Source organism: Brenneria corticis (genome assembly GCF_003115855.1).
Taxonomy (GTDB): Bacteria; Pseudomonadota; Gammaproteobacteria; order Enterobacterales; family Enterobacteriaceae; genus Brenneria; species Brenneria corticis.
On the sequence record NZ_KZ819075.1, the window covers coordinates 231,252 to 257,631 of the forward strand.

At 48.6% G+C, this 26,380-nt stretch carries 25 protein-coding genes and 2 pseudogenes; 11 read left to right on the top strand and 16 right to left on the bottom strand.

The features are described 5' to 3' along the window. Nucleotides 1-97: 97 nt before the first annotated feature. Nucleotides 98-382, top strand: a complete 285-nt coding sequence (gene rplY, locus DDT56_RS07695) for a 50S ribosomal protein L25 (RefSeq protein ID WP_136165872.1) — start codon at nt 98-100, stop codon at nt 380-382. Nucleotides 383-565: 183 nt separating this feature from the next. Here rplY and phoH read toward each other — a convergent pair whose 3' ends face one another. From phoH to DDT56_RS07770, 15 genes and pseudogenes are all read right to left on the bottom strand, one after another. Then, a complete protein-coding gene (gene phoH / locus DDT56_RS07700; RefSeq protein ID WP_136165873.1) occupies nt 566-1,354 on the bottom strand; it encodes a phosphate starvation-inducible protein PhoH in 789 nt (262 codons plus the stop codon). Between the two features lie 523 nt (nt 1,355-1,877). Beyond that, nucleotides 1,878-2,387 carry a flagella biosynthesis regulatory protein FliZ gene (gene fliZ, locus DDT56_RS07705; RefSeq protein ID WP_136165874.1) on the bottom strand — a complete coding sequence of 170 codons (510 nt, stop codon included), beginning with the start codon at nt 2,385-2,387 and terminating at the stop codon, nt 1,878-1,880. A 49-nt stretch (nt 2,388-2,436) separates the two neighbouring features. Next, nucleotides 2,437-3,159, bottom strand: coding sequence for an RNA polymerase sigma factor FliA (locus DDT56_RS07710; protein ID WP_009113307.1), 723 nt, complete (start codon nt 3,157-3,159; stop codon nt 2,437-2,439). A gap of 502 nt (nt 3,160-3,661) precedes the next feature. Further along, nucleotides 3,662-3,949: a hypothetical protein gene (locus DDT56_RS07715; RefSeq protein WP_136165875.1), complete on the bottom strand. Its 288-nt coding sequence runs from the start codon at nt 3,947-3,949 to the stop codon at nt 3,662-3,664. Nucleotides 3,950-4,341: 392 nt separating this feature from the next. Beyond that, entirely contained in the window at nt 4,342-4,653 is a 312-nt protein-coding gene (locus DDT56_RS07720) for a CcdB family protein (protein WP_136165876.1), read from the bottom strand. Next, entirely contained in the window at nt 4,653-4,895 is a 243-nt protein-coding gene (locus DDT56_RS07725) for a type II toxin-antitoxin system CcdA family antitoxin (protein ID WP_136165877.1), read from the bottom strand. The genes DDT56_RS07720 and DDT56_RS07725 overlap by 1 nt, the downstream gene beginning before the upstream one ends. Before the next feature lie 238 nt (nt 4,896-5,133). After that, nucleotides 5,134-6,086: pseudogene (locus DDT56_RS25190) on the bottom strand (Rpn family recombination-promoting nuclease/putative transposase). A gap of 95 nt (nt 6,087-6,181) precedes the next feature. After that, nucleotides 6,182-6,361, bottom strand: coding sequence for a hypothetical protein (locus DDT56_RS07735; RefSeq protein ID WP_136165878.1), 180 nt, complete (start codon nt 6,359-6,361; stop codon nt 6,182-6,184). A 29-nt stretch (nt 6,362-6,390) separates the two neighbouring features. Beyond that, a pseudogene (locus DDT56_RS07740) lies at nt 6,391-6,498 on the bottom strand (Rpn family recombination-promoting nuclease/putative transposase); the annotation flags it as partial. Nucleotides 6,499-6,521: 23 nt separating this feature from the next. Then, nucleotides 6,522-6,929, bottom strand: a complete 408-nt coding sequence (locus DDT56_RS07745; protein WP_136165879.1) for a hypothetical protein — start codon at nt 6,927-6,929, stop codon at nt 6,522-6,524. A 450-nt stretch (nt 6,930-7,379) separates the two neighbouring features. Beyond that, a complete protein-coding gene (locus DDT56_RS25030) occupies nt 7,380-9,293 on the bottom strand; it encodes a flagellin N-terminal helical domain-containing protein (RefSeq protein ID WP_136165880.1) in 1,914 nt (637 codons plus the stop codon). 139 nt (nt 9,294-9,432) lie between these two features. Further along, on the bottom strand, nt 9,433-10,599 hold the full coding sequence (locus tag DDT56_RS07755) for a nucleotide sugar dehydrogenase (protein WP_136165881.1): 1,167 nt from the start codon (nt 10,597-10,599) through the stop codon (nt 9,433-9,435). A gap of 169 nt (nt 10,600-10,768) precedes the next feature. Next, nucleotides 10,769-11,266, bottom strand: coding sequence for an acyltransferase (locus tag DDT56_RS07760; RefSeq protein ID WP_136165882.1), 498 nt, complete (start codon nt 11,264-11,266; stop codon nt 10,769-10,771). Between the two features lie 2 nt (nt 11,267-11,268). Beyond that, entirely contained in the window at nt 11,269-14,916 is a 3,648-nt protein-coding gene (locus tag DDT56_RS07765) for an O-linked N-acetylglucosamine transferase family protein (protein WP_168197589.1), read from the bottom strand. A gap of 159 nt (nt 14,917-15,075) precedes the next feature. Further along, complete coding sequence (locus DDT56_RS07770; RefSeq protein WP_136165884.1) at nt 15,076-15,981, bottom strand: flagellin N-terminal helical domain-containing protein; 906 nt, start codon at nt 15,979-15,981, stop codon at nt 15,076-15,078. Nucleotides 15,982-16,265: 284 nt separating this feature from the next. On the opposite strand from DDT56_RS07770, the gene fliD reads away from it, so the two are divergent. The 3 genes from fliD to fliT are packed head-to-tail and all read left to right on the top strand — an operon-like array spanning nt 16,266 to nt 18,483. Further along, on the top strand, nt 16,266-17,687 hold the full coding sequence (gene fliD / locus DDT56_RS07775; RefSeq protein ID WP_136165885.1) for a flagellar filament capping protein FliD: 1,422 nt from the start codon (nt 16,266-16,268) through the stop codon (nt 17,685-17,687). 12 nt (nt 17,688-17,699) lie between these two features. Continuing rightward, the gene (fliS, locus tag DDT56_RS07780) at nt 17,700-18,107 is read left to right on the top strand and encodes a flagellar export chaperone FliS (RefSeq protein WP_136165886.1); all 408 of its coding nucleotides are present in this window, start codon (nt 17,700-17,702) and stop codon (nt 18,105-18,107) included. A gap of 1 nt (nt 18,108) precedes the next feature. After that, on the top strand, nt 18,109-18,483 hold the full coding sequence (fliT, locus tag DDT56_RS07785; protein ID WP_136165887.1) for a flagella biosynthesis regulatory protein FliT: 375 nt from the start codon (nt 18,109-18,111) through the stop codon (nt 18,481-18,483). Nucleotides 18,484-18,587: 104 nt separating this feature from the next. Here fliT and fliE read toward each other — a convergent pair whose 3' ends face one another. After that, on the bottom strand, nt 18,588-18,902 hold the full coding sequence (fliE, locus tag DDT56_RS07790; protein WP_009113315.1) for a flagellar hook-basal body complex protein FliE: 315 nt from the start codon (nt 18,900-18,902) through the stop codon (nt 18,588-18,590). Nucleotides 18,903-19,238: 336 nt separating this feature from the next. On the opposite strand from fliE, the gene fliF reads away from it, so the two are divergent. The 7 genes from fliF (at nt 19,239) to fliL (ending at nt 26,380) form a co-directional block, all read left to right on the top strand. Beyond that, on the top strand, nt 19,239-20,954 hold the full coding sequence (gene fliF, locus DDT56_RS07795) for a flagellar basal-body MS-ring/collar protein FliF (protein WP_136165888.1): 1,716 nt from the start codon (nt 19,239-19,241) through the stop codon (nt 20,952-20,954). Further along, entirely contained in the window at nt 20,951-21,943 is a 993-nt protein-coding gene (gene fliG, locus DDT56_RS07800; RefSeq protein WP_009113317.1) for a flagellar motor switch protein FliG, read from the top strand. The genes fliF and fliG overlap by 4 nt, the downstream gene beginning before the upstream one ends. Further along, the gene (fliH, locus tag DDT56_RS07805) at nt 21,936-22,634 is read left to right on the top strand and encodes a flagellar assembly protein FliH (protein WP_136165889.1); all 699 of its coding nucleotides are present in this window, start codon (nt 21,936-21,938) and stop codon (nt 22,632-22,634) included. Before fliG ends, fliH begins: the two co-directional genes overlap by 8 nt. Beyond that, nucleotides 22,634-24,016, top strand: a complete 1,383-nt coding sequence (gene fliI, locus DDT56_RS07810) for a flagellar protein export ATPase FliI (RefSeq protein ID WP_136165948.1) — start codon at nt 22,634-22,636, stop codon at nt 24,014-24,016. The genes fliH and fliI overlap by 1 nt, the downstream gene beginning before the upstream one ends. Then, nucleotides 24,013-24,459, top strand: a complete 447-nt coding sequence (fliJ, locus tag DDT56_RS07815) for a flagellar export protein FliJ (protein ID WP_136165890.1) — start codon at nt 24,013-24,015, stop codon at nt 24,457-24,459. Before fliI ends, fliJ begins: the two co-directional genes overlap by 4 nt. Continuing rightward, nucleotides 24,456-25,745 carry a flagellar hook-length control protein FliK gene (locus DDT56_RS07820; protein WP_136165891.1) on the top strand — a complete coding sequence of 430 codons (1,290 nt, stop codon included), beginning with the start codon at nt 24,456-24,458 and terminating at the stop codon, nt 25,743-25,745. The genes fliJ and DDT56_RS07820 overlap by 4 nt, the downstream gene beginning before the upstream one ends. A 155-nt stretch (nt 25,746-25,900) precedes the next feature. After that, nucleotides 25,901-26,380 (top strand): flagellar basal body-associated protein FliL, encoded by a 480-nt coding sequence (gene fliL, locus DDT56_RS07825; RefSeq protein ID WP_168197590.1) that lies wholly within the window; start codon nt 25,901-25,903, stop codon nt 26,378-26,380.

Consider the following 26,380-nt stretch of genomic DNA (forward strand, 5'->3'; position numbering starts at 1 on the left):
CTAGAATTCAGCCCGCTTTTGTATCGCAAAAGCAGAACAACCCAACTTGCTGCTGGGTCGCCTGTAGCAGGATTACTTATCTTAAGTAGAGTAAAAAATGATTACTATCAAAGCAGAAGCACGTAAAGATCAGGGTAAGGGTGCGAGCCGCCGCCTGCGTCATGCCGGTAAATTCCCGGCCATCGTTTATGGTGGTTCCGAAGCGCCGGTTGCTATCGAACTGGATCACGACAGCGTTAAAAACCAGGAACTGAAAGACGGTTTCTACGGTGAAGTAGTGATCCTGTCTATCGACGGTAAAGAAACCAAAGTCAAGGTTCAGGCTGTACAACGTCACCCGTTCAAGCCCAAACTGGCTCATATCGACTTTATCCGCGCTTAATCACGCCGAAAAGTCTATCCGGGACGCCGGAAAAAGAAAAAACGCCGCGCAAGCGGCGTTTTTTTGTGGCGTGCCATCCCTGGCCGCCACCCTCACGGGCCGTCGCCGAGGGCAACGTCAAAAACTTATCCCGGAAGTTTTTTGTGGCGCGCCATCCTTGGCAGCCCCCCTTAGGAAACAACATTAGCCATAGGCGTTAAGGGTCCGCTGGCACAGCGCCGAACGCACGCAGTCCTGCTTACCGAAAGAGACCACGCCGATCATCTCGTCCTCGGCAAAACGCTCCAGCGCATCGCGCAGCCCAGATTTCACCCCCGCGGGCAAATCACACTGCGTAACATCGCCATTAACGATTACCGTCACATTTTCCCCCAAACGCGTCAGAAACATCTTCATTTGGTTAACCGTCACGTTCTGGGCTTCGTCGAGAATAACCACCGCGTTTTCGAACGTCCGCCCGCGCATATAGGCAAAAGGCGCGATTTCCACCTTGGCTATTTCCGGTCGTAAACAATACTGCATAAACGACGCGCCCAGTCGCCGTAGCAGCACGTCATAAACCGGTCGGAAATAAGGCGCAAACTTCTCGGCAATATCTCCGGGCAAAAAACCTAAATCCTCATCGGCCTGTAACACCGGCCTGGTGACAATAATGCGATCAACCTCTTTATGAATAAGCGCTTCCGCCGCCTTGGCCGCGCTCAGAAACGTTTTGCCACACCCCGCCTCGCCGGTGGCAAAGATTAACTGTTTATTCTCTATTGCAGACAAGTAATGCTCCTGGGCGGCGGTTCTGGCTTCAATGACAGAGGCGTCGCGGCTCTCACGCGCCATGCCTATCGATTCAATCCCGCCCATTTGAACCAGAGAAGTGACCGATTCTTCCTCACGCTGACGATGACTACGCGACTCGCGCCGAATAACGCGTTTCGCTTCACGACGTGCTTTGATCACTGCTTTTTGTCTTCCCATAGTGGCACCTTACAGTTTGTTTCACTTACCGCACTGCCCGGCAGCGCGTGACGTTTCACTCACAAGCGAGGTTGGCTTCCTTATTAAGCCGATGGAGAACAAAACGAATAACGGCCGCGCCGGGAAACCGGACGGACGGAATAATTGACGAGGAGTAACCAGACGGGCAAAAAAAGGAGTTAACGACAAATGACACAGTGCGGAAAATTGGTGGGGGAGAAATCCCTCGCAGCGGCAAGTCGGCAGACCTGAGTAGCGGTTTCGACTATTTAGTCCCCAACAGGACATTACCATTCGCGTTCCTCACTGTGACAACAACTATTCCACTGAATAATGATTGACCGTATTAAGAACCACTGTTAACCATCAGTCTGAAAATTAGAGCCGAATGATTGCAGTAGTATGACAGTGCAATAGTTTGCCTCTATTTTGCAAGCTTTTTTACACTGCCATAATAGTTACGTATAGTCAGGATACGGCGATCTGGCAACATGCCGCAGGAGAAAAAAGGTTACGCACAGTATCAGTAGTATTTCTGCCAATCCAGATACTGATCGTATTTACGCAGCGCGCTGCGGTAGCTGGCGTGATCAATATCGGGTAGATAATCGTGAATATGTTTCTGTATGTTTCCAACGGCAAAGCTTTCCTTTGGAAAACACTTCGCCACCAGTCGCTCATCCAACCGACGCAGCCGGATGGCATATTCACGCATCGTGCTATGCTTGACTTCCGTCTGTTTAATCAGATACTGGGTGAATGCTTTAATATTAAAATAGTTAGCATCCGTATGGCACAATATTTCACTACAGAACCGACAGAGGGGAATTAGCTCCTGTTGCAGGCTTGACCATATTTTGTCATCAATTAACCGGTCGATATCGCCAATCGATTTTTTATTGATAAGCTGGTTACGAAACATCAACGAGACACGGTCAAGTTCTTTATTGCAATGAGAGCAATGGGTCTGCTTATGTTTGAAATCTTTCAGATAACGGCTAAGCAGCAGTTTCTTCCGGGTTGGCTGAGGCATGAATCCATTCCATGACAATAACTGAAAACACTATTCCTACGCAGCCAAATTAAACGTCATTCATTAATTTTACGCGCAGGCGCTTTATCGCCTGGCTATGCAACTGACTGACTCGCGACTCCCCTACTTCCAGAACGGCGCCGATTTCTTTTAAATTCAGCTCTTCCTGGTAGTAAAGCGTTAACACCAGCTTTTCGCGTTCCGGCAGGTTTTCTATCGCCTCCATTACCCGATGGCGTAAATTACCTTCCATCAGCTGATGTAACGGATTGGCATCCTCGTTGCCTTCCAACAACGCTTCCGCGCTGTCGCCATGCTCTTCACGCCATTCATCGTAAGAAAAAAGCTGGCTATTATTGGTATCCAGCAAAATCTGACGATAATCTTCCAGCGTAATATCCAAAGCATGCGCAACTTCCTGCTCCGTTGGCGCGCGACCCAACTGCTGTTCAGCCCGTTGCATTGCTTGTGCCACTTCCCGCGCATTACGCCGCACGCTGCGCGGCGCCCAGTCGCGACTGCGTAACTCATCCAGCATTGAGCCTCGAATCCGCTGAACCGCATAAGTGGTAAATGCGGTGCCCTGCAGTGAATCGAAACGCTCAACCGCGCTAAGCAGGCCGATGCCGCCAGCCTGGAGTAAATCATCCAACTCAACGCTCGCGGGGAGACGAACCTGTAGACGCAAGGCTTCATGGCGCACCAAGGGAACATAACGTTTCCAGAGGGCGCTTTTATCCATTGTTCCTTCGGCGGTATACAGATCGCTCACAGTGACAATTACCTACGATAATAGTGTTATCGACACTATTATGCTTTTGCGTAGGGGAGCCAATCGCTTGAATAGCGCCAGAAAAGGCACCCTATTTGCAATATGCCCGGCTAGCACGCCGTCTCCGGGCGGGCTCCCTGCCCGTACCGGCGCTAAATAATTCGAGTCGCAGGACAAAACGTTGTCGTTTTGAACAACGCAAGGCGTTGGCTTTTACGGGCCAAGGCTCATTTATGATGCCTCGTAACGCGGCAAGTGAAGGACAAGTGCGTGGGAAAGAATTTGACCAGCCGGCAGCTGGTCTCCGACGAGAGATAAGGTGTCTCTCATTAAATCCCGATGAGCTTACTCAGATAAATGATTCGGATGACTGACAAATCCAGATTTGAACTCTGCTTGCATCTGCCCCACCGGGCTGACCCCCTGGGAGAGACCGAGTAATGTAGCCAACGCATCTGCAACATGAAGTATGACGGGTAAAAAGTTTTATCCTCTGATAATGTCACGCCTGTGTTTTTCTCAACTCATCAAAAAATATTAACATTTTCAACTCATTAGGTTTAATCTCTGTGATCTGCAAAATCTGTTTTTCATCCATTCCAATTTTTAACAGTTCAAGCGTAATTTCCAGCACCCGCTCTTTCGCTTTCGCATCAGCTATTTCCTCTAATAATTTTTTTTGCAGTTGTATTAGTTCTTCCCTCTCCATTAGCGCGAGGCTCGACTCATTTATGGACCTGCTCACACGTCCATGCATAAGATCCGCCAGATATGCCGCTACACCCATCATTTTTCTCCTGGTATATATCAGACACCGGTAAATATAATTCGTTACACGCTTAATTAATAAGATTACCAACTCATTTATTGAAGACGTTTAATTCATATTTACAGCTTACATTTCTTCATCGTAAATAATGATGATGGCAATTACATTTTACGTAAAATTACCCGAAACCAAGTCTAAAACCGATGATGGAATTAGATGAATGACTAAGATTAAATGTGCTCCGCAAGAAATTTATACTATACCCTAAATAATTCGAGTTGCAGGAAGGCGGCAAGGGAAGGAATCCCGATGAGCTTACACAGGTAAGTGATTCGGGTGACTGAGCGCAGCCAACGCATCTGCAGCTTGAAGTATGACGGGTATATACGGCATCGTTGATGTTTACCAGAATATTAGATCCCAGTAATCAGTAGATCCAGAGCACTAATAATCTCATTCCTAATCGATACAACATTGGTAACAGGCGTCTGTTTGAGATCCTTGTCTATTACACTGGTCATCAGGTCAGTGACTATCACATACTGTTTTCCCTGTAGAATAATCACAGGATGTAATCCTCTTATTGGCGATATATTTTTAATATCAGTCATGGGAATGACCACACGACTGGTTAAAGCATTGAAAAGACCGTTTTGTATGTCAATATAATAAGGGTAAAAGTCTTTCCCTTTACCGTGATTACGGTAAACATCAAACTGTGCCATTAAAGCACTCCGTGACCGTCAGAAAATAACCCGGCAGTTGCTAAAAATGCATTATGAGACTCAAAAGCTTCTTTGTTTTCAGCAATAAATTTTTGGCGACGATGCTGACGCAATCTTTCTTTAAGCGACTCCTCAAGCAGAGAGGAAAGATTGATACCACAGGCTTTGGCTTCAGACAAAAGCGCTGCATTCACGGTAACATTTGCTCTCTTTTTAGCCGTTGAACTATTGATACCACTCATACACACTCCAAATACGCATTATCAATGCGATCGTTTATGACACAGCAAATGCATCTTTTCAAGGGATCAGATGAAGAGTTCAGGTAAACCGACTGGTTCTCTTGTGATAATAGCTAACACAACAGATGGATTGCGATTGCATGGCGCCACATCCCTGTGGTGGTGAGCCGTCAGGTTAACGGAACGGCACTCTTAAGGATAGCGGTATGGTAAAAAGTGTGGAGGCGCTACGTAGAAATTACTCGTCGGCGGCTGACATCGCCGTCTGCATATCGTCATCGGACAAATCGGTCAACTGCTGCACCTGCTGCGGCGGCATACCGTTTTTCAACATCTGACAGGCGATGCGTAATGCGCTGGCTTTCATGCCTTGTTCCAGGCCCTGCTCCAGCCCCTGCTCAATACCCTGATTAATCCCGGTCTGCCGCCCTTCCTCAAAACCTGCACGTTTCAGTTGGTTTGCGATGGTTTCCATATTTTCCTCCCGTGCGCCGGTTAACGGTTCGGTTACCCTATCAATAAAGGCCCGATAATCGGATGTCCGCCCCACATGAGCAATATAAAACATCAATGCCCGCTGCTGCGTCAAGGGCAGAGCCCACAATTCCATCAACATGCCGATATCCCGCGCCAGCTCCAGCATATCCCGCGAGCGAATATGTTTCAGCACCAGCTCCAGCAAGGCTGGCCCGACGATGGGTTTTGATTTCATCATCCGAGGTCACCGTCAAGTCCAGCAGCGGGAACGCCGTGGTATAGATCTGCCGCGCCAGCGAGGGCTCGGTAAAAAAAACCATCCAGCCAGTTCAGACTAAACGGATACGGGCTGCGCTCGCCGTGATAGAACAGCAACGGCACCACCAATGGCAGGGTGTTATGCCCTTGCGACAGATGCTGCTGCATCGCCGCCAGACAGTAGCGCAGAAGCCGGAACGCCATCAACCGATCCGGCGTGCTCTGGTGCTCGATAACACAATAAATATAACCTTTCCCCTGCGCGGTGCGGCAGGAATAGAGCATATCCGACACCCGAGAACGCAGTTCCTCGTCCACAAACGAGGCAGACTCCCGTTGCAGGGTGGCGAAATCATAGTGTCGCCGGATTTCCAGCGGCAGATGGATAGAAAGGAAATCGCGCGCGATTTCGGTATCGCTGAGAAACTGCTTAAAGATCGCATCGTGCGATGGCATGGCGCCGCGTCCCTGTGGTGGTGAGCCGTCAACTTAACGGATCGGCACTCTTAAGGAAGCTGTATGGTTAAAAGTGTGGAGGCGCTATGCAGAAATTACTCGTCGGCAGCTGACATCACCGTCTGCATATCGTTATCGGACAGATCGGTCATCTGCTGCACCCGCTGCATCTGCTGCATCTGCTGCACCTGCTGCACCTGCTGCGGCGGCATACCGTTTTTCAGCATCTGGCGGGCGATGCGCAATGCGCTTGCCTTGTCCCAGACTCTGCTCAATACCCTGATTAATCCCGGTCTGCCTACAACATCAATGCCCGTTGCTGCGTCAAGGGCAGTGCCCACATTTCCATCAACATGCCGATATCCCGCGCCAGCTCCAGCATATCCCGCGTGCGAATATGTTTCAGCACCAGCAGCGACGATTTTTACAATTCACCTAATCAGGCAGCACCACTGATTCCAAGCGCAGTACATAAGATAATTTTCCGGTACGCCCCGAGCGTTGTTCTGCCGCCTTTATAATCTCTGGGTCATTACTGCCAGATATGCAACGAAAATGTCCTACGAATTTATATTTCCTGTTATTTCGGCGATCTTTAACAAAAACCGGAAAAACAGTATCAGGTTGGGATATCAGCAATTTGGCTTTGTCAGTCACTCTAACGCCTTTTCCTGCTTGAACTTCATGCGGACAGTCTGGGTTTAATTCTTTATTAAAACATCCGGCCAATATAATACCTTTCCGTTGAGGAAGATAGGTCTGCAATTCTCCACCAACCTCTTTTTGAATCTGTGTTCGCGTATACTGTTCATGAATGGAAAAATTCTGTTTTGTGCACATCATCGTCTCCTAATTCGTAGTAACAACTAAGTGGTCATGAAAAATTAACTGTAACAGTGACATGTGAAAAAACGATGCCAGTATCATATTTTAACTTTATTCGGTCTCTACAAATAAATTCCATTTCTCTGTTTAGCATTATTGCATCAATTATGGAAACTCCCTTTTTTAATTTTATTAAATTTCCGTTTTATAAACAATGAAAATATCACCACTAATAATATTGTACGACCTTGAATTATTTCGCCCTTGCCCGAGCATAATCGAGTGAGAACGTTCGTGTTTCTTTATCAGAATCGAACATCATCAAGGCATTATTGCAAACCTCTTTACTCACGGTCCAATGGTTATGACCCGGCTTAGCGTGCTTTTTTATCGTCCCGCGTCTCGTTCCTTCAACAAATCCCATCGGATTTCCGTCAGACAGAAAGGCGCTCAACGTGAGACTGCTTGTTATCCTTTCAATAACGTCAACACCGTTTGCGGCACTTGATTAGCTTGGGTTAATAACGAAGACGACGCCTGTAGTAATATTTGTGCGCGAGTCATATTGGCAATCTCGACGGCATAATCCGCATCTTCTATTCGGGAACGAGAAGTTGCCAGATTTATACTGGTCTGGGTATTGCTCCGAATCAGCGACTGTAGTCGATTCTCTAGCGCCCCCAGTTCACCCCGTTTGGCATCAACCCGAGAAATGGCCTGGTCGATAACGGCCAGAGGATCGGGTGGATTGCGCAGGCGTTGCGCCACATCGGCTTCACGCAGCGTCAATATAGAGCGGTTATTTTCGACGTTAGTCGAAACGGAATACGAGAGCGGGTAATACAACACGACTTCCGCCGCACCATTAACGGTTTGCAGCATGTATTGACCATTCTGATTGCGAATGACCTTAGCCGTTTTATAAGCACCGTCACCATTAACATATTCACCAATGTGAAAAATATAATCACCGTTCTCGTCAGAACGCATCACATCAGTAGAGGTTCCGCCGGCAAGCTCCACATAATTGACCTGAACATTGTTATTCTCAGGGTCAAGATGCGCCACGGATGAACCGCTGACATAGGGTTGGTCGCTTACTGAAATCACCTGGCTGCGATCCGATGTCACGGCAATCGAATTCTGGGCACCGCCGGTTTTAATAGTGACATCGGCGCGATAATAAGCATATTGCCCGGCGCTGATCTGCTCCTCGACGTAGTAATACCCGCCCAGATGAACCAATTCCATGTTGGCATTGCTGGTTTCATCTGTTCCATCCAGCGTAAGGCTATAGTCGGCGCTGGCTTTGGATACAGAAGGCGCATACTCCAGCGCGCTGGATATGCCGCCAGGCATATCAGCCTGCGCCACACGCGTATTCGATACCGCCTGCGCCGCGATCTTATGCCGATCGCCATAAACCGTCAGTTCGGCTTCATAGTAATACGTCCCGCCATTGTACTGATGCTGGATCCAGTATTTACCGCCAGAGCGGACGATACCGGGTTGAGTCAGAGATAACGGATCGCCATTGCTATTCAGATAGCTTCTGCTGGAGATCGATTCACTGGCCGTGTTACTAACGACGGCGCTGCTGACGCCCAAGCGTACATTATTCAGCAAGGTATCGGTATCGTGGGATGCGCTGATCGACACATTCATCAGTCTTCCACCCAAGCCATCCAGTTGCACCACGTCCCGACTACCGCCGCGTGAGGGCGTTACCAGATTGGGGTTGTTATCCGAGGGGACATACGCCACCGTCGTATAGGTCGCGTCGTCCAGATTAATGCGGTTGGATGTTCCCGTCAGCGAAGAAACCAGCATAACCCTGCCCGGCGTTCCCTGAACCGTCATGTCGAGCAACCCCAGTTCCTGTACGCTGAATCCGGGCGGCCCCAGATCAATATCCAGCGTTTCATGATCGTGGGCGCCAACCTGCAGCGACTTGGTGCCGCCATTACCGTCCAATAGCGGAATACCATTGAAAGAGGCCCACTGATTCAGGCGGTCAATCTCTTTAAGATTCAGATTGATTTCGGCCTGAATGCTGTCGCCGGTTTCACCTGCATAGGTGTCGTTCAATCCCTGAACGGTCAGTTCACGGACCCGTTGCAGGCGATTATTGATTTCATCCAGAACGCCTTGTGCCGTCTGGGATAATGAAATACCGTCATTGGCGTTGCCCGCGGCCTGGCTCAGCCCTTTAATATTGGCGGTGAGACGATTGGCGATCGCCTGCCCGGCGGCATCGTCTTTAGCGCCGTTGATACGCAACCCGGAGGAAAGTCGTGCAATAGCGGAACTCAGAGAGGACGTCGTCTTGTTGCCGTGTTTTTGAACCGTAAGAGAAAAAAGATTGGTATTGATAACCGCCATCGGGGCCACCTTGCTCAATTTTTTATTTTAGGTAAATCTCTTTCCTTCATCGGCACAGGGGAAGGAAACTTTAGAAAAATTAACATTGAAAACCCTACAAAAAAATAGGTTCGTATTTTGAGGGCGCATATACTATTTATCAGTCGCTCCCAAAAATATCTCGCGTATAAACCTTTTCTATCACATCGTTTAAATCAGTAGACATTCTATTTGCCAGAATAACATCTGAGCTTCTTTTAAATTCCAATAAATCATTAATCACCGGGGAGTGAAAAAAATCGGTCTCCAGCATCGCTGGTTCATAAACAATAACACGAATACCCTTTGCTTTTATCCGTTTCATTATCCCCTGAATAGCAGAAGCTCTGAAATTATCAGATTCAGCTTTCATCACCAGTCGGTAAATGCCGACGACGCTCGGATTCATTTTTATTATTGATTCCGCAATAAAATCTTTACGTGTACTATTAGCTGCTACAATAGCCTGAATGATGTTATTCGGAACGCTGGCATAATTCGCTAATAATTGCTTTGTGTCTTTGGGAAGGCAATAGCCACCATAACCGAATGAAGGATTATTATAGTGATTGCCAATTCTTGGATCTAGGCCTACTCCCTCAATGATCTGCCTGCTTTGCAGGCCTAAAGACTGAGCATAAGTATCTAACTCATTAAAATAAGCAATTCGCATTGCCAAATAAGTATTCGAAAATAATTTAATCGCTTCTGCTTCTGTGGATTCGGTGAATAAAACAGGAACATCTTTTTTAACTGCTCCCTGTAATAATAACTTCGCAAACTGCTCAGCACGCTCGGAACGTTCACCCACCACAATGCGTGATGGATAAAGGTTGTCGTAAAGGGCTTTCCCTTCTCTTAAAAATTCAGGTGAAAATATGATATTATCCGTATTGAATTTACTTTTTATTTCCTGCGTATAACCAACCGGTACCGTTGACTTAATCACCATCACCGCATGGGGATTGAAAGACAGCACCTGCCGTATCACTGATTCGACAGAATCCGTATTGAAATGATTTGTTTTCGGATCATAATCAGTAGGCGTGGCGATAATAATAAAATCTGCGTCTTGATATGCGGTTGACGCATCCAACGTTGCTTTGAAATTCAATGCCTTATGATGAATGAAATCTTCAATCTCTTTATCAACGATAGGAGACACTTTATCATTCAACATTGCAACCTTTGCAGCTACAACATCGACAGCAACAACTTCATTATGCTGAGCCAAAAGCATCGCATTGGACAATCCAACATACCCTGTTCCGGCAATGGCTATTTTCACTAACATTCACCCTATATCATAAAAGATCCGAGAGAGAACAACCTAGCTCCTGTCTTACGATGAATTTATCTTATATAATCCCTTTATTCGAGAGGGTATGATACTAACAAAAATATAAATACATCCATACAAGAAATGATATTATTATTTTTGGTTATTTTTATAAAAATCAGTCCTCAAAGTTAATTTTTCTGATTGGAACGACTGGTGTTCCAGAATAGATCCATCCTGATTCCACATTACCAAAAAAAAGTGAATTTGCAGAAATAACCGCATGTGCACCAATACGTGCAGGACCGATAACCGTTACTCCTGATGCCAACCAAACTCCAGTTTCAACTACAATATCTCTATGAGATTCAGCAGGCACATTTTTTATTCTACTCATTCCTCGTTTTTTATAGTTATGTGTCCCAGTCAATAATGACACATTATGGCCAACCAGAACATCTGGTTCAATTGTTACCGTACCACAACGTGTGTTAATTAATATATTACAACAATTAATCGTATTCTTATTGATGAAGCGTGCTGGATTGCCCCATATTCGGGGCTGGTTAAGCTGAAATTGAGTAATTGCTGGCGTTAACACTCTCGCCAAACTTTCCAATGGTAGATACTTGAGAAGAAATGGCCAGAGGTTTTTTGCAAGATCGTCAAATGACATAATTAATTATCTCCTCTAATACTATTTATTGAAATAATTTTCTCAGCCAAATCCAGACTACCATATGACTCACGTAAAATAGTCGCCATTTTTTTTAACTGCACTGATGTCAGGCTATCAAGCTTGTTTATATCACGAATGTAAACGGCATCAGCCGTTGTCAACTGATTTAATCCTTGATGAATCTGATTGTTTAAAACATAGGGTGCATATAAGCGACGACGTTCCTCCAGCAATGTGTGCAGCATGAAACCATGTGCTCGCATCCATTGATCAATTTCAGCAAAGAGAGGCTGGTCTTCATAAAGCTGTATAAAATTAACCTCAGTCTGGATAACGAGAGTATCCCTCAATTTTTCTTCTGCATTCACGAAAACATTTAACTCTCCACCCTGAATATCAATTTTTAACCAATCAATCCCTTCTATTTCATCTATATCGTTCAATTTGACTGTGCGTAAGCGTTCCTTGCGAAGCACCTCTGCCCACACAGGATATCCCTGAAAGTGATTCAATACCGTAAAATTAGGCTTCAATGTTGATGTCATACCTGAAGCTCTGCAAATATACAGTATAACCTCTTCGCCAGATCCTACTGCGTGAGGTAAATAATGCTCATGAGGGCCTTTTTTCAGATTAAGTTTATTCAGCGCCTCCTGTTGTGGTTCAAATCCAATTAAATCAACTTCCCCTGAAACAAGCAAACTCTTATATGGCGGATCGCCATCAATTGGATTGGCCCCAATATCGACTACTCGAATACGTGAGGATTTCGACTTATGAGATAGAGTCGCAAAAGGTGCTTCTATGGGAGTAGTTGGCTCTTCAAGTCCCATAATAAAAGCCTCCGGTGCGGATTGGTATCTTGATAATTCTACTTCATCATGAGGACAATCGCGTTCATTTTTTTTATCTCGCAAGTTTAATTCTTCAAGATAAATTTCGGCCCTTTCTTCAGAACCCATTGCCAGTATGGAATAAGTCAGATCGTGAATACCGTAGACGGTATGCAGAATAAAGGCCAACTTTTCACGCTGATCTGAAGAAAATGATTTTAGACGAGCATCATCTGGTACATATACCGCGATAGCAGAAATCATTTTTGATGACGTCAGCGTTTTCTGCTCATCAATCGTAATAGCCTGAGCATATTCAATATTTTTCAGCGTATTGAAAACAAAACCATAATTCGTCAACAGCGCGGTAATATCACCGAACAGTAGTTGATCCTGATGCGTTTGTGTAAAGGTGATACGCACCTGAACAGCAAGGCAGTCCGACAGAATACGCTCACCATGAGCAATGGCTTTTCTGATATCATAGCGGCTATCCAAAATAAGCCAGTCCAGATGATCCAGACCATGGATATGATCGAGCTTTGACGTTTGCGCAACTATCTCAGCAAGCACTTGTTTCCCAGGAACCTTTTCTTGTAGTTCTCCATTTATTGTTAATGGTTTCAGATCACTACTGTATTCAGGGGCAAGACACATATAGACAGGCGTCGGATTACCGTCACCCAAGCCATGTAATTTGATGTGCTGTATGGATTTTTTACGAAGCGGCAAATGTTTTTCTCCAACCGCGCCGATGATATCCATGATAACAAAGTGGAAAGCGTCGGTTGCGGTTAACTTAATAAAATTTGAACCGGTAACCATGCCGCAGCCATTATCAATGGTAATAACTTTGCCAGGCAGTTGGAAACTGAAGCCGTCCGATACGCTATTATTACCCAGAGCAATCACATCGACAGGGTGCTGCAATGTAACTGGCTGATTATCATCATGGAAATAAGGCGCAAAATCACTACTCAGCGTCAATGCCTCTGGCGCTTTCCCTTCACAATAACGCTGCCATATTGCGCGCATGGCATCAGAGAAATGTTTGGCAAAACGTTTACCGTCACAGACGGGAGACGAAAGTAATATATCTCGCAGGTGCTGACGAATAACGCTTAAACTATCTAAATCATTCGCGATACCTACGGTGATATTAATATATTGCTCCCAGTCATTGGCGACCAGTTCCGGCATACCGGCATTAACCAAGTGAGAAGCGGAATGGCGACCGGCAAATGTCGGTCCAGGTAAAGTAACAACGGGTACGCCCATTGCCATCGCTTCACAAGTTGTCAGCCCGCCGGAATAAGGCCATGGGTCCAGGGCGATATCGACGTCGTTGTAGCTGGTCAACAATTCCCGATGCGGCGATGATCCTTCAATTCTAACGCGTTCACGGACAATGCCATGTTTTTCCAACGTGGCATAAATATGTTCACTCAATGACTGATTTTTATAGTTAAAACTTTTTAAAAATAACCGCGAATTCGGAACCGCGTGTAAAATAGTGGCCCATTGCGCTAGCAAGATATCATTTATTTTCGATGCGTTGTTAAAACAGCCGAATGTAATATATCCCTTGCTTGTCGCCGGCAGACCACTAATCGGTGGCAAATAATAAGGAGGATCATAACAGATATAGTCATCCGGCAGGCGAATCAACTTTTCAGTATATAAGGCATCCACTCCTAGCGGCGTTTCTACATGGTCGCTTAACAGATAATCCATTGTTTCCAGACCGGTACTGCTAATCAACCCTCCCACCCACTTTATTTGAATCGGCGCGGGAGCCGCTAACAGAGTCAACATACGGCTATTTTCGTTATAGCCGCATAAATCGAACAAAATATCGATCTCATCTTCGCGGATCATTTGCGCCAATACATCATCGGTAGTATCTGCAATCACTTTCCATTGAGTACAAACCTCTTGTATACGCAGTGTAATATGATCTTCTTTGTAGTTGGTGCTGTAGGCATAAAACTCGATTTGTGATTCAGGGATATGCGCCAGCCCTATAGTGATCATATTCCCCACTGGATGAGAGCGAAAACCATCTGAAATCATGCCAATATGCAATCGCTTATTCGCTGTTTTATTGTTGGCGACCGCGCGGGAAACTTTTTCAGCAGGTTGGAACTTTGGCTGCCAAGCCTTGCACAGCGCCAAAATCTGTTCAACCGTTCTTTCGGGGTGATAGTGTGAACCGACAATGCGATTAAAAAAAGGCGTGGGATTATTTTTGGTAACGGCTTCGCCCTGTTGATATGCCGCATCCATCTCGTCAAAATAGCCGAGATCCTGTTTAAGCATTCCCAGATTGTTCCAATACAGCCAGTTACCAGGATCCTCTTTTATCAATTCTTTGAAGATCTCCTCCGCCTGTTCATATTTTTTCAACTTCTGCAAAACCGTCGCCTGAATAGCCCGTAAAGGCCGCGACTCTTCCTTCGGCACCCTTTTTAATACATCAGATAAGTATGTTTCCGCTTCTTCCACCCGTTCTCTGCGGTACAGCAGATCCGCCTTGGCATGCAAGGCTTCAACATACGATGGGTAAATTTTCAGTGCCTCGTCAATATAGCGCTCCGCTTCAAAAGAATTACCGAGCTTTTGCTGTGCTCTTCCTGCAATCACCAGTAGCAACGGATTTTGAGCATCTTTTTGCAACAATTCCGTCACTAACTGCAAAGTGTTTTCCGGCTGAGTTGAAAGCCACTCGGCCGCCAATTTGATTTTCTTATTCTTCACTGCAGAATGTGAGTTTTGCTTCTTGGCAACAACAGTTCTTGCGGACGACTTTTTCATATTGAGCGCTTCATCATAGGGATAACACTGGCATACCACATCAGGATCTGATCCAGATATACCGGTCTGGAGAACTCCTAGTATAAAGAGCATAAATATAAATAGCGGGTATAAAACCCGCTATTTTTTACGCTATTTATTACGATTGATGCGATTAGATTATTGCAGCAGAGACAGTACGCTTTGCGGAACCTGGTTCGCCTGCGACAGAACTGCAGTACCCGCCTGTTGCAGAATCTGGTTTTTGCTCATGTTGGAAACTTCCGTTGCCACATCAGCATCTTCAATACGGCTACGAGCAGACGTCAGGTTGGTTACCGTACTGTTCAGGTTGGTAACGGTAGATTCAAAACGGTTCTGAATCGCACCCAGACTGCTACGCAAGGAGTCAACCTGTGATATCGCTTTATCAATATCAGCTAACAGTCCAGATGCGACTTTTGCCGTTGCTGCCGCAGTCCCAGTAGCTGCCGTGTATTCTGACAAAATACCAACGCCTGAGGCGGCACCAGTACCTGTGTAACCAGCTGTGACAGCAGCCAAAGTGGTAGAACCAGCAAAAAGCGTAGAAGAATCGATTTTCTTCAGGCTAATATCAATTTTTTCATTATCGTTTGCGCCGACCTGAATACTCAGACTGGTAGTTTCAGACAGCACTTTCACGCCGTTAAACTGAGTCTGTGCGGAAACGCGGTTGATTTCTTTTACGCGGTCAACGATTTCATTGTTGATGGAAACCAGGTCATCCGCAGAGTTAGAGCCGTTGTTTGCCTGCACGGTCAGTTCACGAACACGTTGCAGGTTGTTGTTGATTTCGTTCAGCGCGCCTTCAGTGGTCTGCGCGATGGAGATACCGTCGTTGGCGTTACGGGCAGCCTGAGTCAGGCCTTTGATATTGGCGGTAAAGCGGTTAGCGATCGCCTGACCTGCAGCATCGTCTTTGGCGCTGTTGATACGATAGCCAGAAGACAGACGTTCAATTGCCGTCCCCAGCGCGGACTGAGATTTGTTCAGGTTGTTTTGAGCTATCAGCGACAGGCTGTTAGTATTAATGACTGCCATAATTATCTTCCTTATTGCAATTCAAGTCGGTTTAGGTTCGGGCTGTAGCCCACGGCTTTCATCACCGTCCTAACCTGTATCGGCACCCTTGAAAGAAGCTTTAAAATTATTTTCAGAAAAAATTCCGTCAGACAATTTAATGCAGTACCGTTATTTAAATCGCCATAATGATTGCATACACTGTATTTACTGCCTGTTTTTTCTTTTATGTGTGGGTGAACCTAAACTTTCCTCTTGTATTGCCGATACCCTTTCCACGACATATGGAATACTTTTAAGGAAGCATAATGGCCAGCATCAGTTTTACCGGCTCTACCAGCGGCTTAAGCGATATCCTGTCTCAATTGACGACCAATGAACAGACGCGCCTTACCCCAATTAAAACCCAGCAAACGCTGTACGAAAATCGTAGTAAAGGTTTCGATACGCTGAAAACGGCGTTAACCAAACTGGAGTCCGCCAACGAAGCGCTGGCCAAAGCCAACTCAATCAATAAAACGACGGTCAGCAGCACCAATAGTGCTTTTACGGCTACCACAACCAGCAGCGCGTCTTCCGGCTCTTACAACGTTGAAGTCAAGAATCTTGCCACCGCACATTCCTTGCTTTCGTCTGAATTCACTAGCAGCACCGATAAGCTGGGAGAAACCTCAGGTGGAACCCGGACGCTGACCATCAGTCAGCCGGGACGTGAAGAACCGCTGGAAATTACGCTTACCGACAGCCAGACCTCGCTGGAGGGTATCCGTGACGCAATTAACAAGGCTGATAGTGGGATTGGCGCCAGTATTATCAAAGCGGATGATGACAGCTATTATCTGGCCATCACGGCGAAAGAGACCGGCACTGACGCCAAAATAAGCGTCAGCGTCACCGGTGATGACACGCTGAACAGCAAGCTCAACTACTCCGCAGACAGCAATAGTGGCGCCCTGACGCAACAAACCGCCGCGCAAAATGCCGAAGTCGTTATTAACAGCATTACCGTAACACGTCAGAGCAACACCATCACCGATGCCATCGACGGCGTATCGCTGACGCTAAAAGCGCAAACCACCTCTGGCTCGCCGGAAACGCTTGATGTCGCCAACGATACAGAGCCAATGCAGAAGGCCATTCAGGAATGGGTGGATGCCTACAACGCGCTACAAACCACGATCGGCACCTTAACAAAATACACCACCGTTGACTCCGGCGCCGATGAGCAAGACTCAAGTAATGGCGTGTTGCTTGGCAATAGTACGTTACGTAATATACAGAACAAGCTGAAAACACAGATCTCCAATGCCCAAAGCGGAATGGACATCAGCACCCTGAATGAACTCGGGGTTAAGCAAAATGCCACTACCGGGGTGCTGGAAGTCGACACGGAAAAACTGCAAACAGCGCTGAAAGAAAAATCCGGCAGTGTGACGGAGTTCTTTATCGGCGACGGGAAAACTACAGGTTTTGCCACCCAGGTTAATACTTATCTGGATAATATCTTGGATTCTAAAGATGGTGCTATCCAGGCTGCAAAAGACGGGATTGCCTCCACGCTAAAAACATTACAGAAGCAGTATGACAATACGCAAGTCAGCATCGAGGCCACCATCGCTCGATATAAAGCGCAGTTCACTCAGTTAGATACGCTGATTTCACAGATGAACAGCACCAGCGATTATCTGACAACGCAACTCGCCGCATTAAGCAATACCAGCAGCAGCTAAGAAGGAGCCTTGATGTACACTAGAAACGGCAGTCAGGCCTATGCGCGCGTGGGCCTGGAAAGTGGCGTAATGAGCGCAAGCCCTCATCAATTGATTGTAATGTTATTTGACGGGGCGAAAAGCGCGATGGTCAGGGCACGCATTTTGATGCAACAAGGCGACATAGCCAATAAGGGTATTGCCTTGTCTAAAGCAATCGACATTATCACTAATGGACTTAAAGCCGGTCTGGACGTAGAGAAAGGCGGTGAGTTGGCGGAAAACCTGTCGGCGTTATATGACTATATGGCGCAACGGTTGATGATCGCCAATCTGCATAACGACGTAAAAGTCATTGAGGAAGTGGAAGCTTTGCTGGAAAACATTGCCGATGCCTGGCGTCAGATTGGTCCAAACTATCAACCGGCGCAGGAAGCATAAAATGGATAATCTCCGCCAGCTTCTTAAAGATTATAAGCAACTGCAATCCCTCAGCAGAAAGATCCTTGGTCTAGCCTCAGGCGGCCAGTGGGACGAGTTGGTTGAGCAAGAGATTATTTATATCCAATCCGTCGAGAAATTGAGCGCAACGCCCATACCGACCAATTTAGACAGCGTTATACAGTTGCATTTTCGGCGGATTTTGCAGGAAATTCTTGAAAATGAAGCGCAGATAAAACAACTGTTGCAAAACAGAATGAATGAGTTGAGTTCACTGATGGACACGTCGCGTAAACAACATGCCGTCAATACCGCCTACGCAGAATTTGCCGGACATAAACTATTACCTGGCGAACCAACCAAGATCGTAAAGTAAGCTCTATATGAGCTCAATTCATCATGCCTGCGCCGACAGGCATTTCATGACAATCGAAAGGCTAATTTGTTGATCGATTTCTACTGCGGGAAATAACGGCGGAATCACACCGTCATATTCATCACTTCCTGATAGGCGGATACCAGCTTATTGCGTACCTGAATCCCCATTTGCATGGATATTGAGGATTTCTGCAAATCAACCATCACATCGTTCAATGCCACGCCGGGCTTACCCAGGGTAAAATTCTGCGCCTGAGTGCGGGAGTGCTGCTGTACTTCACTGATTTTATCCATTGCCGATCTGAGTTCAGTGGCAAAACCAGGTTCTACCGCAGGCCGGGAAACCGGCGCGTTTGCCGCCTGCAAAGCGTTAACCTGCAGCTGCTGTAATACTCCTTCGATACCGTTAACAGACATATTCCCCTCGCTAGTCTCCCAGAGTGCATTTTCATTGCCGTAAGTGATGATTGTTTAACTAAATAAACCTTATAACGGCAAACATTTCGTTTGAAATACGCCGATTTTTTCCGCCATCACTCCAGGTCACACACCCTATCACATCCTTTACGCGCTAAATCGCCCAATTAGCGTTAAAAAGGTGGGCTTATCGACCCATCGATTTTTCTTTTCCGGAAAATAATGACATGCCTGCAATTGTAGGCGAATTGTTTTATTGATTGCGCATTCAGGGAGTTCTGTTTTGTTACGTAACAACGTTAAGTATACCGTTCAACAACCAAGCAGAGATCGAGTATGAACGCCTCGATAACCGGCACTGCTACCGGTAAAAACGGCTTTGGCGAAATACTCAACCGCTTACGCGCCAATCCTAAAATTCCTCTATTGATTGCCGCCGCCGCTGCCGTCGCCATTATTGTTGCGCTGGCCTTGTGGGCCAAAGGCCCCGACTATCGGGTGCTGTATAGCAATGTCAATGACCGTGATGGCGGGGCCATTGTCAGCGAATTAACCAAACTGAATATTCCTTATCGCTTTGCCGATGGCGGCGGCGCGATAATGATCCCGGCACAAAATGTGCACGAAACGCGTTTACGTCTGGCGCAATTAGGTTTACCTAAAGGCGGCGCCGTCGGTTTTGAACTGCTCGATCAGGAAAAGTTCGGCATCAGCCAATTCAGTGAGCAGATCAATTATCAGCGCGCTCTGGAAGGCGAGCTTTCAAGAACCATCGAAACGCTGGGACCGGTACAAAACGCCCGCGTACATTTGGCTATTCCCAAGCCATCTCTCTTTGTTCGTGAGCAAAAGTCCCCTTCCTCCTCGGTTACATTAACGCTGCAACCCGGCCGTGCGCTGGACGAGGGGCAAATCAACTCGATTGTCTATATGGTATCCAGCAGCGTTGCCGGGCTCCCCCCGGATAACGTTACCGTCGTTGACCAAACCGGGCGTCTGCTGACGCAGGCCGGCGGCAGCGCCCGCGATCTGAACGCGGCGCAGCTTAAATACAGCAACGAAGTCGAAGCCATGTATCAGCGTCGTATAGAGGCTATCATCGCTCCTATCGTCGGTATGGGAAACGTACATGCGCAGGTGACGGCTCAAATCGACTTTGCCGCCCGTGAGCAAACCGATGAGCAGTATCAGCCAAATCAGACGCCTGACAAGGCCGCGATTCGCTCGCAGCAAACCAGCCAGAGTGAGCAGAGAGGCGGGCCTAACGTCGGCGGCGTGCCTGGCGCGCTGTCTAATCAACCCGCGCCAGCGCCTACCGCGCCGATTGAGGCGCAGCCCAATAATAACGCCAACGCAAATGCCAATAATCAGCCCGGCCAGCAGAATAACGCGGCGGGTACGCAGGCCAATGCCAGCTCCAATACCGCCATTCAGACGTCCAACGTCCGTAACGATGCCACGACAAACTACGAAGTAGACAAAACCATACTGCACACCAGGCACAGCAGCGGTGGCGTAAAACGGTTGTCCGCGGCGATCATCGTTAACTATTTACCGCCGGGCGAAGACGGTAAACCGGTCGCGCTGACAGAAGATCAAATCAAACAGATTGAAACCGTTGCCCGTGAAGCCATGGGATTTTCAGCCGAACGCGGCGACTCGTTAAACGTTGTCAATACGCCGTTTATGGAGTCGGTTGAAGGCACCGGCGAACTCCCCTTCTGGCAGCAACAGGCGTTTTTCGATCTGCTGATCGAAGCGGGCCGCTGGTTGCTGGTACTGATTGTCGCCTGGATATTATGGCGCAAGCTGGTCCGTCCGCAGTTGCAGAAGAAGGCACAGCAGCAAGAGGCCGCCATGGCGGCAGCAATGGGTAAAGACGGAAATGACGATGTCGTCGTCAATCTGAGCACCTCGGAAGCGGAGCAGCAGAGAAAATCGCAACAGCGTATCAGCGCCGAGCTGCAAAGCCAGCGGATACGTGAACTGGCAGAGAACGATCCTCGCGTCGTCGCGTTGGTCATTCGTGAATGGATGAGTAGTGAACTATGAGTCTGACAGGAACAGAGAAAAGCGCCATCTTATTGATGACCATCGGTGAAGACCGGGCGGCAGAGGTATTTACTCACCTTTCTACCAGAGAGGTGCAGCACCTTAGCGCGGCGATGGCGAGTATGCGTCAGGTGTCACAACAGCAGTTAGTGGAAGTGCTTAAAGAGTTTGAGTCGGATTCAGAGCAATACGCGGCACTGAGCGTTAACGCGGGTGACTATCTGCGCTCTGTTTTGGTCAAGGCGCTTGGAGAGGAGCGTGCGTCAAGCCTGCTGGAAGATATTCTGGAAAGCCGCGAAACCACCACCGGCATGGAAACCCTCAACTTTATGGAGCCGCAGACCGCCGCCGATTTAATTCGCGACGAGCATCCGCAGATTATCGCCACTATTCTGGTGCATCTGAAACGGGCCCAGGCGGCCGATATTCTGGCGCTATTTGACGAGCGTCTGCGTAATGACATTATGTTGCGTATCGCTACCTTTGGCGGCGTACAGCCTGCCGCATTAGCCGAACTGACCGACGTTCTGAACGGCCTGTTGGATGGTCAGAATCTCAAACGCAGCAAAATGGGAGGGATTCGTACCGCCGCCGAGATTATCAACCTGATGAAAGCCCAGCAGGAAGAAGCCGTTATCGATGCGGTCCGGGAATTCGACGGCGAACTGGCGCAAAAGATTATCGACGAAATGTTCCTGTTCGAGAATTTGGTGGATGTGGACGACCGCAGCATTCAGCGTCTGCTGCAGGAAGTGGAGTCCGAATCCCTGTTGCTGGCCTTGAAAGGCGCGGAAGAACCTCTGCGCGAGAAATTCCTGCGCAATATGTCGCAACGCGCGGCGGAAATCCTGCGCGACGATCTGGCCACTCGTGGTCCGGTACGTATGTCCCAGGTGGAAAACGAACAGAAAGCCATTCTGCTTATTGTTCGCCGTCTGGCGGATAGCGGGGAAATAATTATTGGCGGCGGCGAGGATGCCTATGTCTGATGCCGCAAACAGCCTTGACTGGCAACCCTGGAAACTTAACGATCTGGCCGCTCCCATCGTCCCCGACAATGATAAGCCGGAAACCGTTGAGCCGGACATCGTTACCGAAGCGCTCCCCCAGGAAGACGATGATCTCGTTTTTCTGCGTCAGCAAGCGCAGCAACAGGCGCGGGAAGATGGCTATGCGCAGGGGCATCAGCAGGGTTATGACGCGGGCTATCAGGAAGGTCTGAACGCGGGCCGGCAACAAGGGCTGCAGGATGCTTTACAGCAACAACAGCCCATGGTTGAACAGATGCAACAGATGGTTACGGAATTCCAGCAAACGCTGGATGCGCTGGACAGCGTCATTCCCGCCCGATTGATGCAACTGGCATTGACGGCCGCCAAGCAAATTCTGGGGCAGCCGCCGGTGTGTGACGGCACCGCGCTGTTGAGCCAGATTCAGCAACTAATTCAACAGGAACCGATGTTTTCCGGCAAGCCGCAGTTACGCGTGCATCCGGCCGATCTCGAACGCATCGAGCAGGCATTAGGCCCGACGCTCAGTCTGCATGGCTGGCGGCTGCTTGCGGATAATCAACTGAATCCCGGCGGCTGCAAGATCAGCGCGGAAGAAGGCGATTTGGATGCGAGTCTGGCAACTCGCTGGCATGAACTCTGCCGCTTGGCGGCGCCGGGAGAGTTATGATGACCTCACGCCTCGGACGCTGGCTCGAATCTCTGGATTCGTTTGAGAAACGCATAGACAGAACGCCATCTGTGCGTCGCTACGGCCGTCTGACCCGAGCAACCGGCCTGGTGTTGGAAGCGACGGGTTTGCATATGCCATTGGGGGCGACCTGCCTTATCGAACGTCAAAACGGCACTCAGATTGAAGAAGTCGAAAGCGAGGTCGTTGGGTTTAACGGACAACGACTTTTCCTTATGCCTCTCGAAGAGGTGGAAGGCATCATTCCCGGCGCGCGCGTTTATGCCCGAGTCGACCTGGTGAGCAGTTCCCAGGGCAAACAACTGCCTTTGGGGCCGGAGCTATTGGGCCGCGTATTAGACGGCAGCGCCAAACCGCTGGATGGATTACCTGCGCCGGATACCGGCTATCGGGCGCCATTAATTACCGCGCCATTCAATCCGTTGCAGAGAACGCCGATTGAGAGCGTATTGGATGTGGGCGTCCGCGCCATTAATGCACTGTTAACCGTTGGCCGGGGGCAGCGCATGGGATTATTCGCCGGTTCCGGCGTCGGTAAAAGCGTGCTGTTGGGTATGATGGCGCGCTATACCCAGGCCGATGTCATTGTTGTCGGTCTGATCGGCGAGCGTGGACGTGAAGTAAAAGACTTTATCGAAAATATTCTGGGCACCGAAGGTCGCGCCCGCTCTGTCGTCATTGCCGCTCCCGCCGACGTGTCGCCGTTATTGAGAATGCAAGGTGCGGCTTACGCGACCCGCATCGCGGAAGATTTTCGTGAGCGCGGTCAGCACGTGCTGCTAATCATGGACTCATTGACGCGTTACGCCATGGCGCAACGCGAAATCGCGCTGGCCATTGGCGAACCTCCCGCCACCAAAGGTTATCCGCCATCCGTTTTCGCCAAGTTGCCTGCGCTGGTTGAACGCGCAGGCAACGGTATTCACGGCGGCGGTTCGATCACCGCTTTCTATACCGTATTAACCGAAGGGGACGACCAGCAAGATCCCATTGCTGACTCCGCGCGCGCCATTCTTGACGGGCATATTGTTCTGTCGCGTCAGTTGGCCGAGTCCGGTCACTATCCCGCCATTGATATAGAAGCATCGATCAGTCGTGCGATGACCTCATTGATTGATGAAAGTCACTACGCGACGGTACGCCAGTTTAAACAATTACTGTCGAGCTATCAGCGTAATCGGGATTTGGTCAGCGTCGGCGCTTATGCCGCCGGTAGCGATCCCATGCTCGACAAAGCAATCCGCCTGTATCCACAGATGGAAGCTTTCCTGCAACAAGGGATGTTTGAACGCAGCAATTATGACGAAGCCTGCCAGGCGCTGGAAACAATTTTCCCCCGTAACGGGCAGGAGCGTAAATGAAATCCCAGTCCCCCCTGATTACGCTGCGCGAACTGGCGCAGCAAGAGGTCGAAAAAGCGGCCGGGCAATTAGGCCAGGTGCGTCAGGCGCATCAGCAGGCTGAACAGCAGTTGAATATGCTGTTAAACTATCAGGATGACTACCGCCAGAAATTAAATACCACCATGTCTGGCGGTATGGCCAATAATAGCTGGCAGAATTATCAGCAGTTTATCCAAACGCTGGATAGCGCTATTGAACAGCATCGGCAACAGCTTTTGCAGTGGACATCGCGCCTGGATCTGGCGATGAAAGCGTGGCAGGAAAAACAGCAACGGTTAAACGCGTTTGAAACTTTGCAGGATCGGGAAACAACCAGGCAAGTTGCCAGAGATAATCGCATAGAACAAAAACTGATGGATGAATTCGCCCAACGGGCCTCACTGAGGAAAACCGAATCATGAAGCTGCCCGCATTACCTATAACAACCAGCACCGGCGATACCGGTAGTTCTACTGCTTCTCTGTCGACGCAGGGCGAGTTACCGAAAAATTTTGTGGAACTGCTGGGAAAACAGCTATCCCTGTCTTCCGATCCGTCAGCTAACAAGTCGCTTGACGCAACGGATAAAGAAGCACTGTTGAACGCGATCGGAAAAGATGCCGCCACCTTGAATGGTGACGATTTGAACGCGCTCCTTGCCTCATTTAGCGCGTTAGCCGGCACCTTGGCACCCGTGGGCAAACAAAGCCCGGAGACGACAAAGCTGTTGGATAGCGCAGCAGAATCCGACGATAAAACCAATCATTCCGCCGATGATGCGGCAACTATGCAGGCGCTCCTTGCCATGTTGTCAGCAACGCCAGCTGCGACCATGGACAACGGTACCGCTGATAATATCCAAAATGCGAGCTTCGGTATTGCGGGATTACTTGACGGCAAACGTCAGGCCGACGCCGCTTTAGCAGACGCCAGCGCCACTGACGAAGACGCGAAAACGACGCTGGCGAAAATTTTCGGCGCTTCCGACACCGCGCGTAACGACGCAGACAGCCTGCAATCATCCGCCAATCCTCCTGGTGCGGTAAAACGCAACGCGGCGACGGCGCAATCCGATGATTCAGCAAAATCGGCGACCGCCTCTCCATTGATTGCCGGCGAGCGCAATAGCCAGGAGCCTGCTCTGATTGCCGGCAACCAGAGCGTGGCGTCTCCCCAGGTTGCGCCAGCGCCGAATGTGCAATCGACATTTTCCAGTAGCTCTGCGACACTAGTATCGCCAACCCATGCGCAGTTAAATACGCCATTTGGAACGCCGCAATGGCAGGACGCATTGAGTCAACAGATCGTTATGTTTAGCCGCAACGGGCAACACAGCGCCGAGCTGCGTCTGAATCCGCAGGAGTTAGGGGCGCTTCACATCAGTTTAAAAATTGACGATAATCAGGCGCAAATTCATCTGGCATCGGCAAATAGCCAGGTTCGTTCAGCATTGGAAGCGGCACTGCCCCACCTGCGTAACGCGATGGCGGAAAGCGGCATTAACCTGGGGCAAAGCAGCGTCGGTAGCGATGCATCCAGTTGGCAAGCCCAGCAGCAAACGGCCAATAACAGCGGCGAAGGCAGCAGCGGTTCTTCCTATCAGCAGCAATTTGGCGATTCGCCAGAAAACATTGCCAAGCCATTAGAAGTTCCAGCCCATTTGCAGTCAATGGCGTCTTCAGCCAATGGCGTTGACATTTTTGCCTGATATTGCAGTAAAGAAATAAGTTAACGCGGTTTTTCTTGCCTATTCCCTGTATTGATCGCTTGAATAGACGAGATAATCATTAACATTACGAAATTATTTATTGTTGATTCGAGTCGGTAATAAATATCAATAAGTAACAGGAACTTTCTTTGGCTATGTCTGATATACAAGTCCGGCCAGGACAAAAACGCTCTGTTTGGCTAATACTACTGATTATCGTTGCTCTCGCCGCCACGGCGGCGGCAGGCGCCGGTTGGTGGTTATTGCATCAGAAAAACACAGCGACTGCCGAACAAGAGGCGCCTCCGCCTCCAGAGCCCGTTTTCATGCCACTAGACACTTTCACTGTCAATTTAGTCAATGCGGATAACGATCCCGATCGCGTGTTATACGTTGGTTTTACCCTGCGTTTGCCGGATGAGGCGACCCGCACTCGGTTCAATAACTATCTGCCCGAGGTGCGCAGCCGTTTATTGCTGCTCCTGTCTCGTCAGAATGCCCTTTCGCTGGCAAACGAACAGGGTAAACAACAGTTAATCGAAGAAATCAAACAAGTGTTAAGCCCGCCATTGATCCCCGGTCAACCGAATCAGGTGGTCACTGATGTTCTGTTCACTGCTTTTATACTGCGGTAA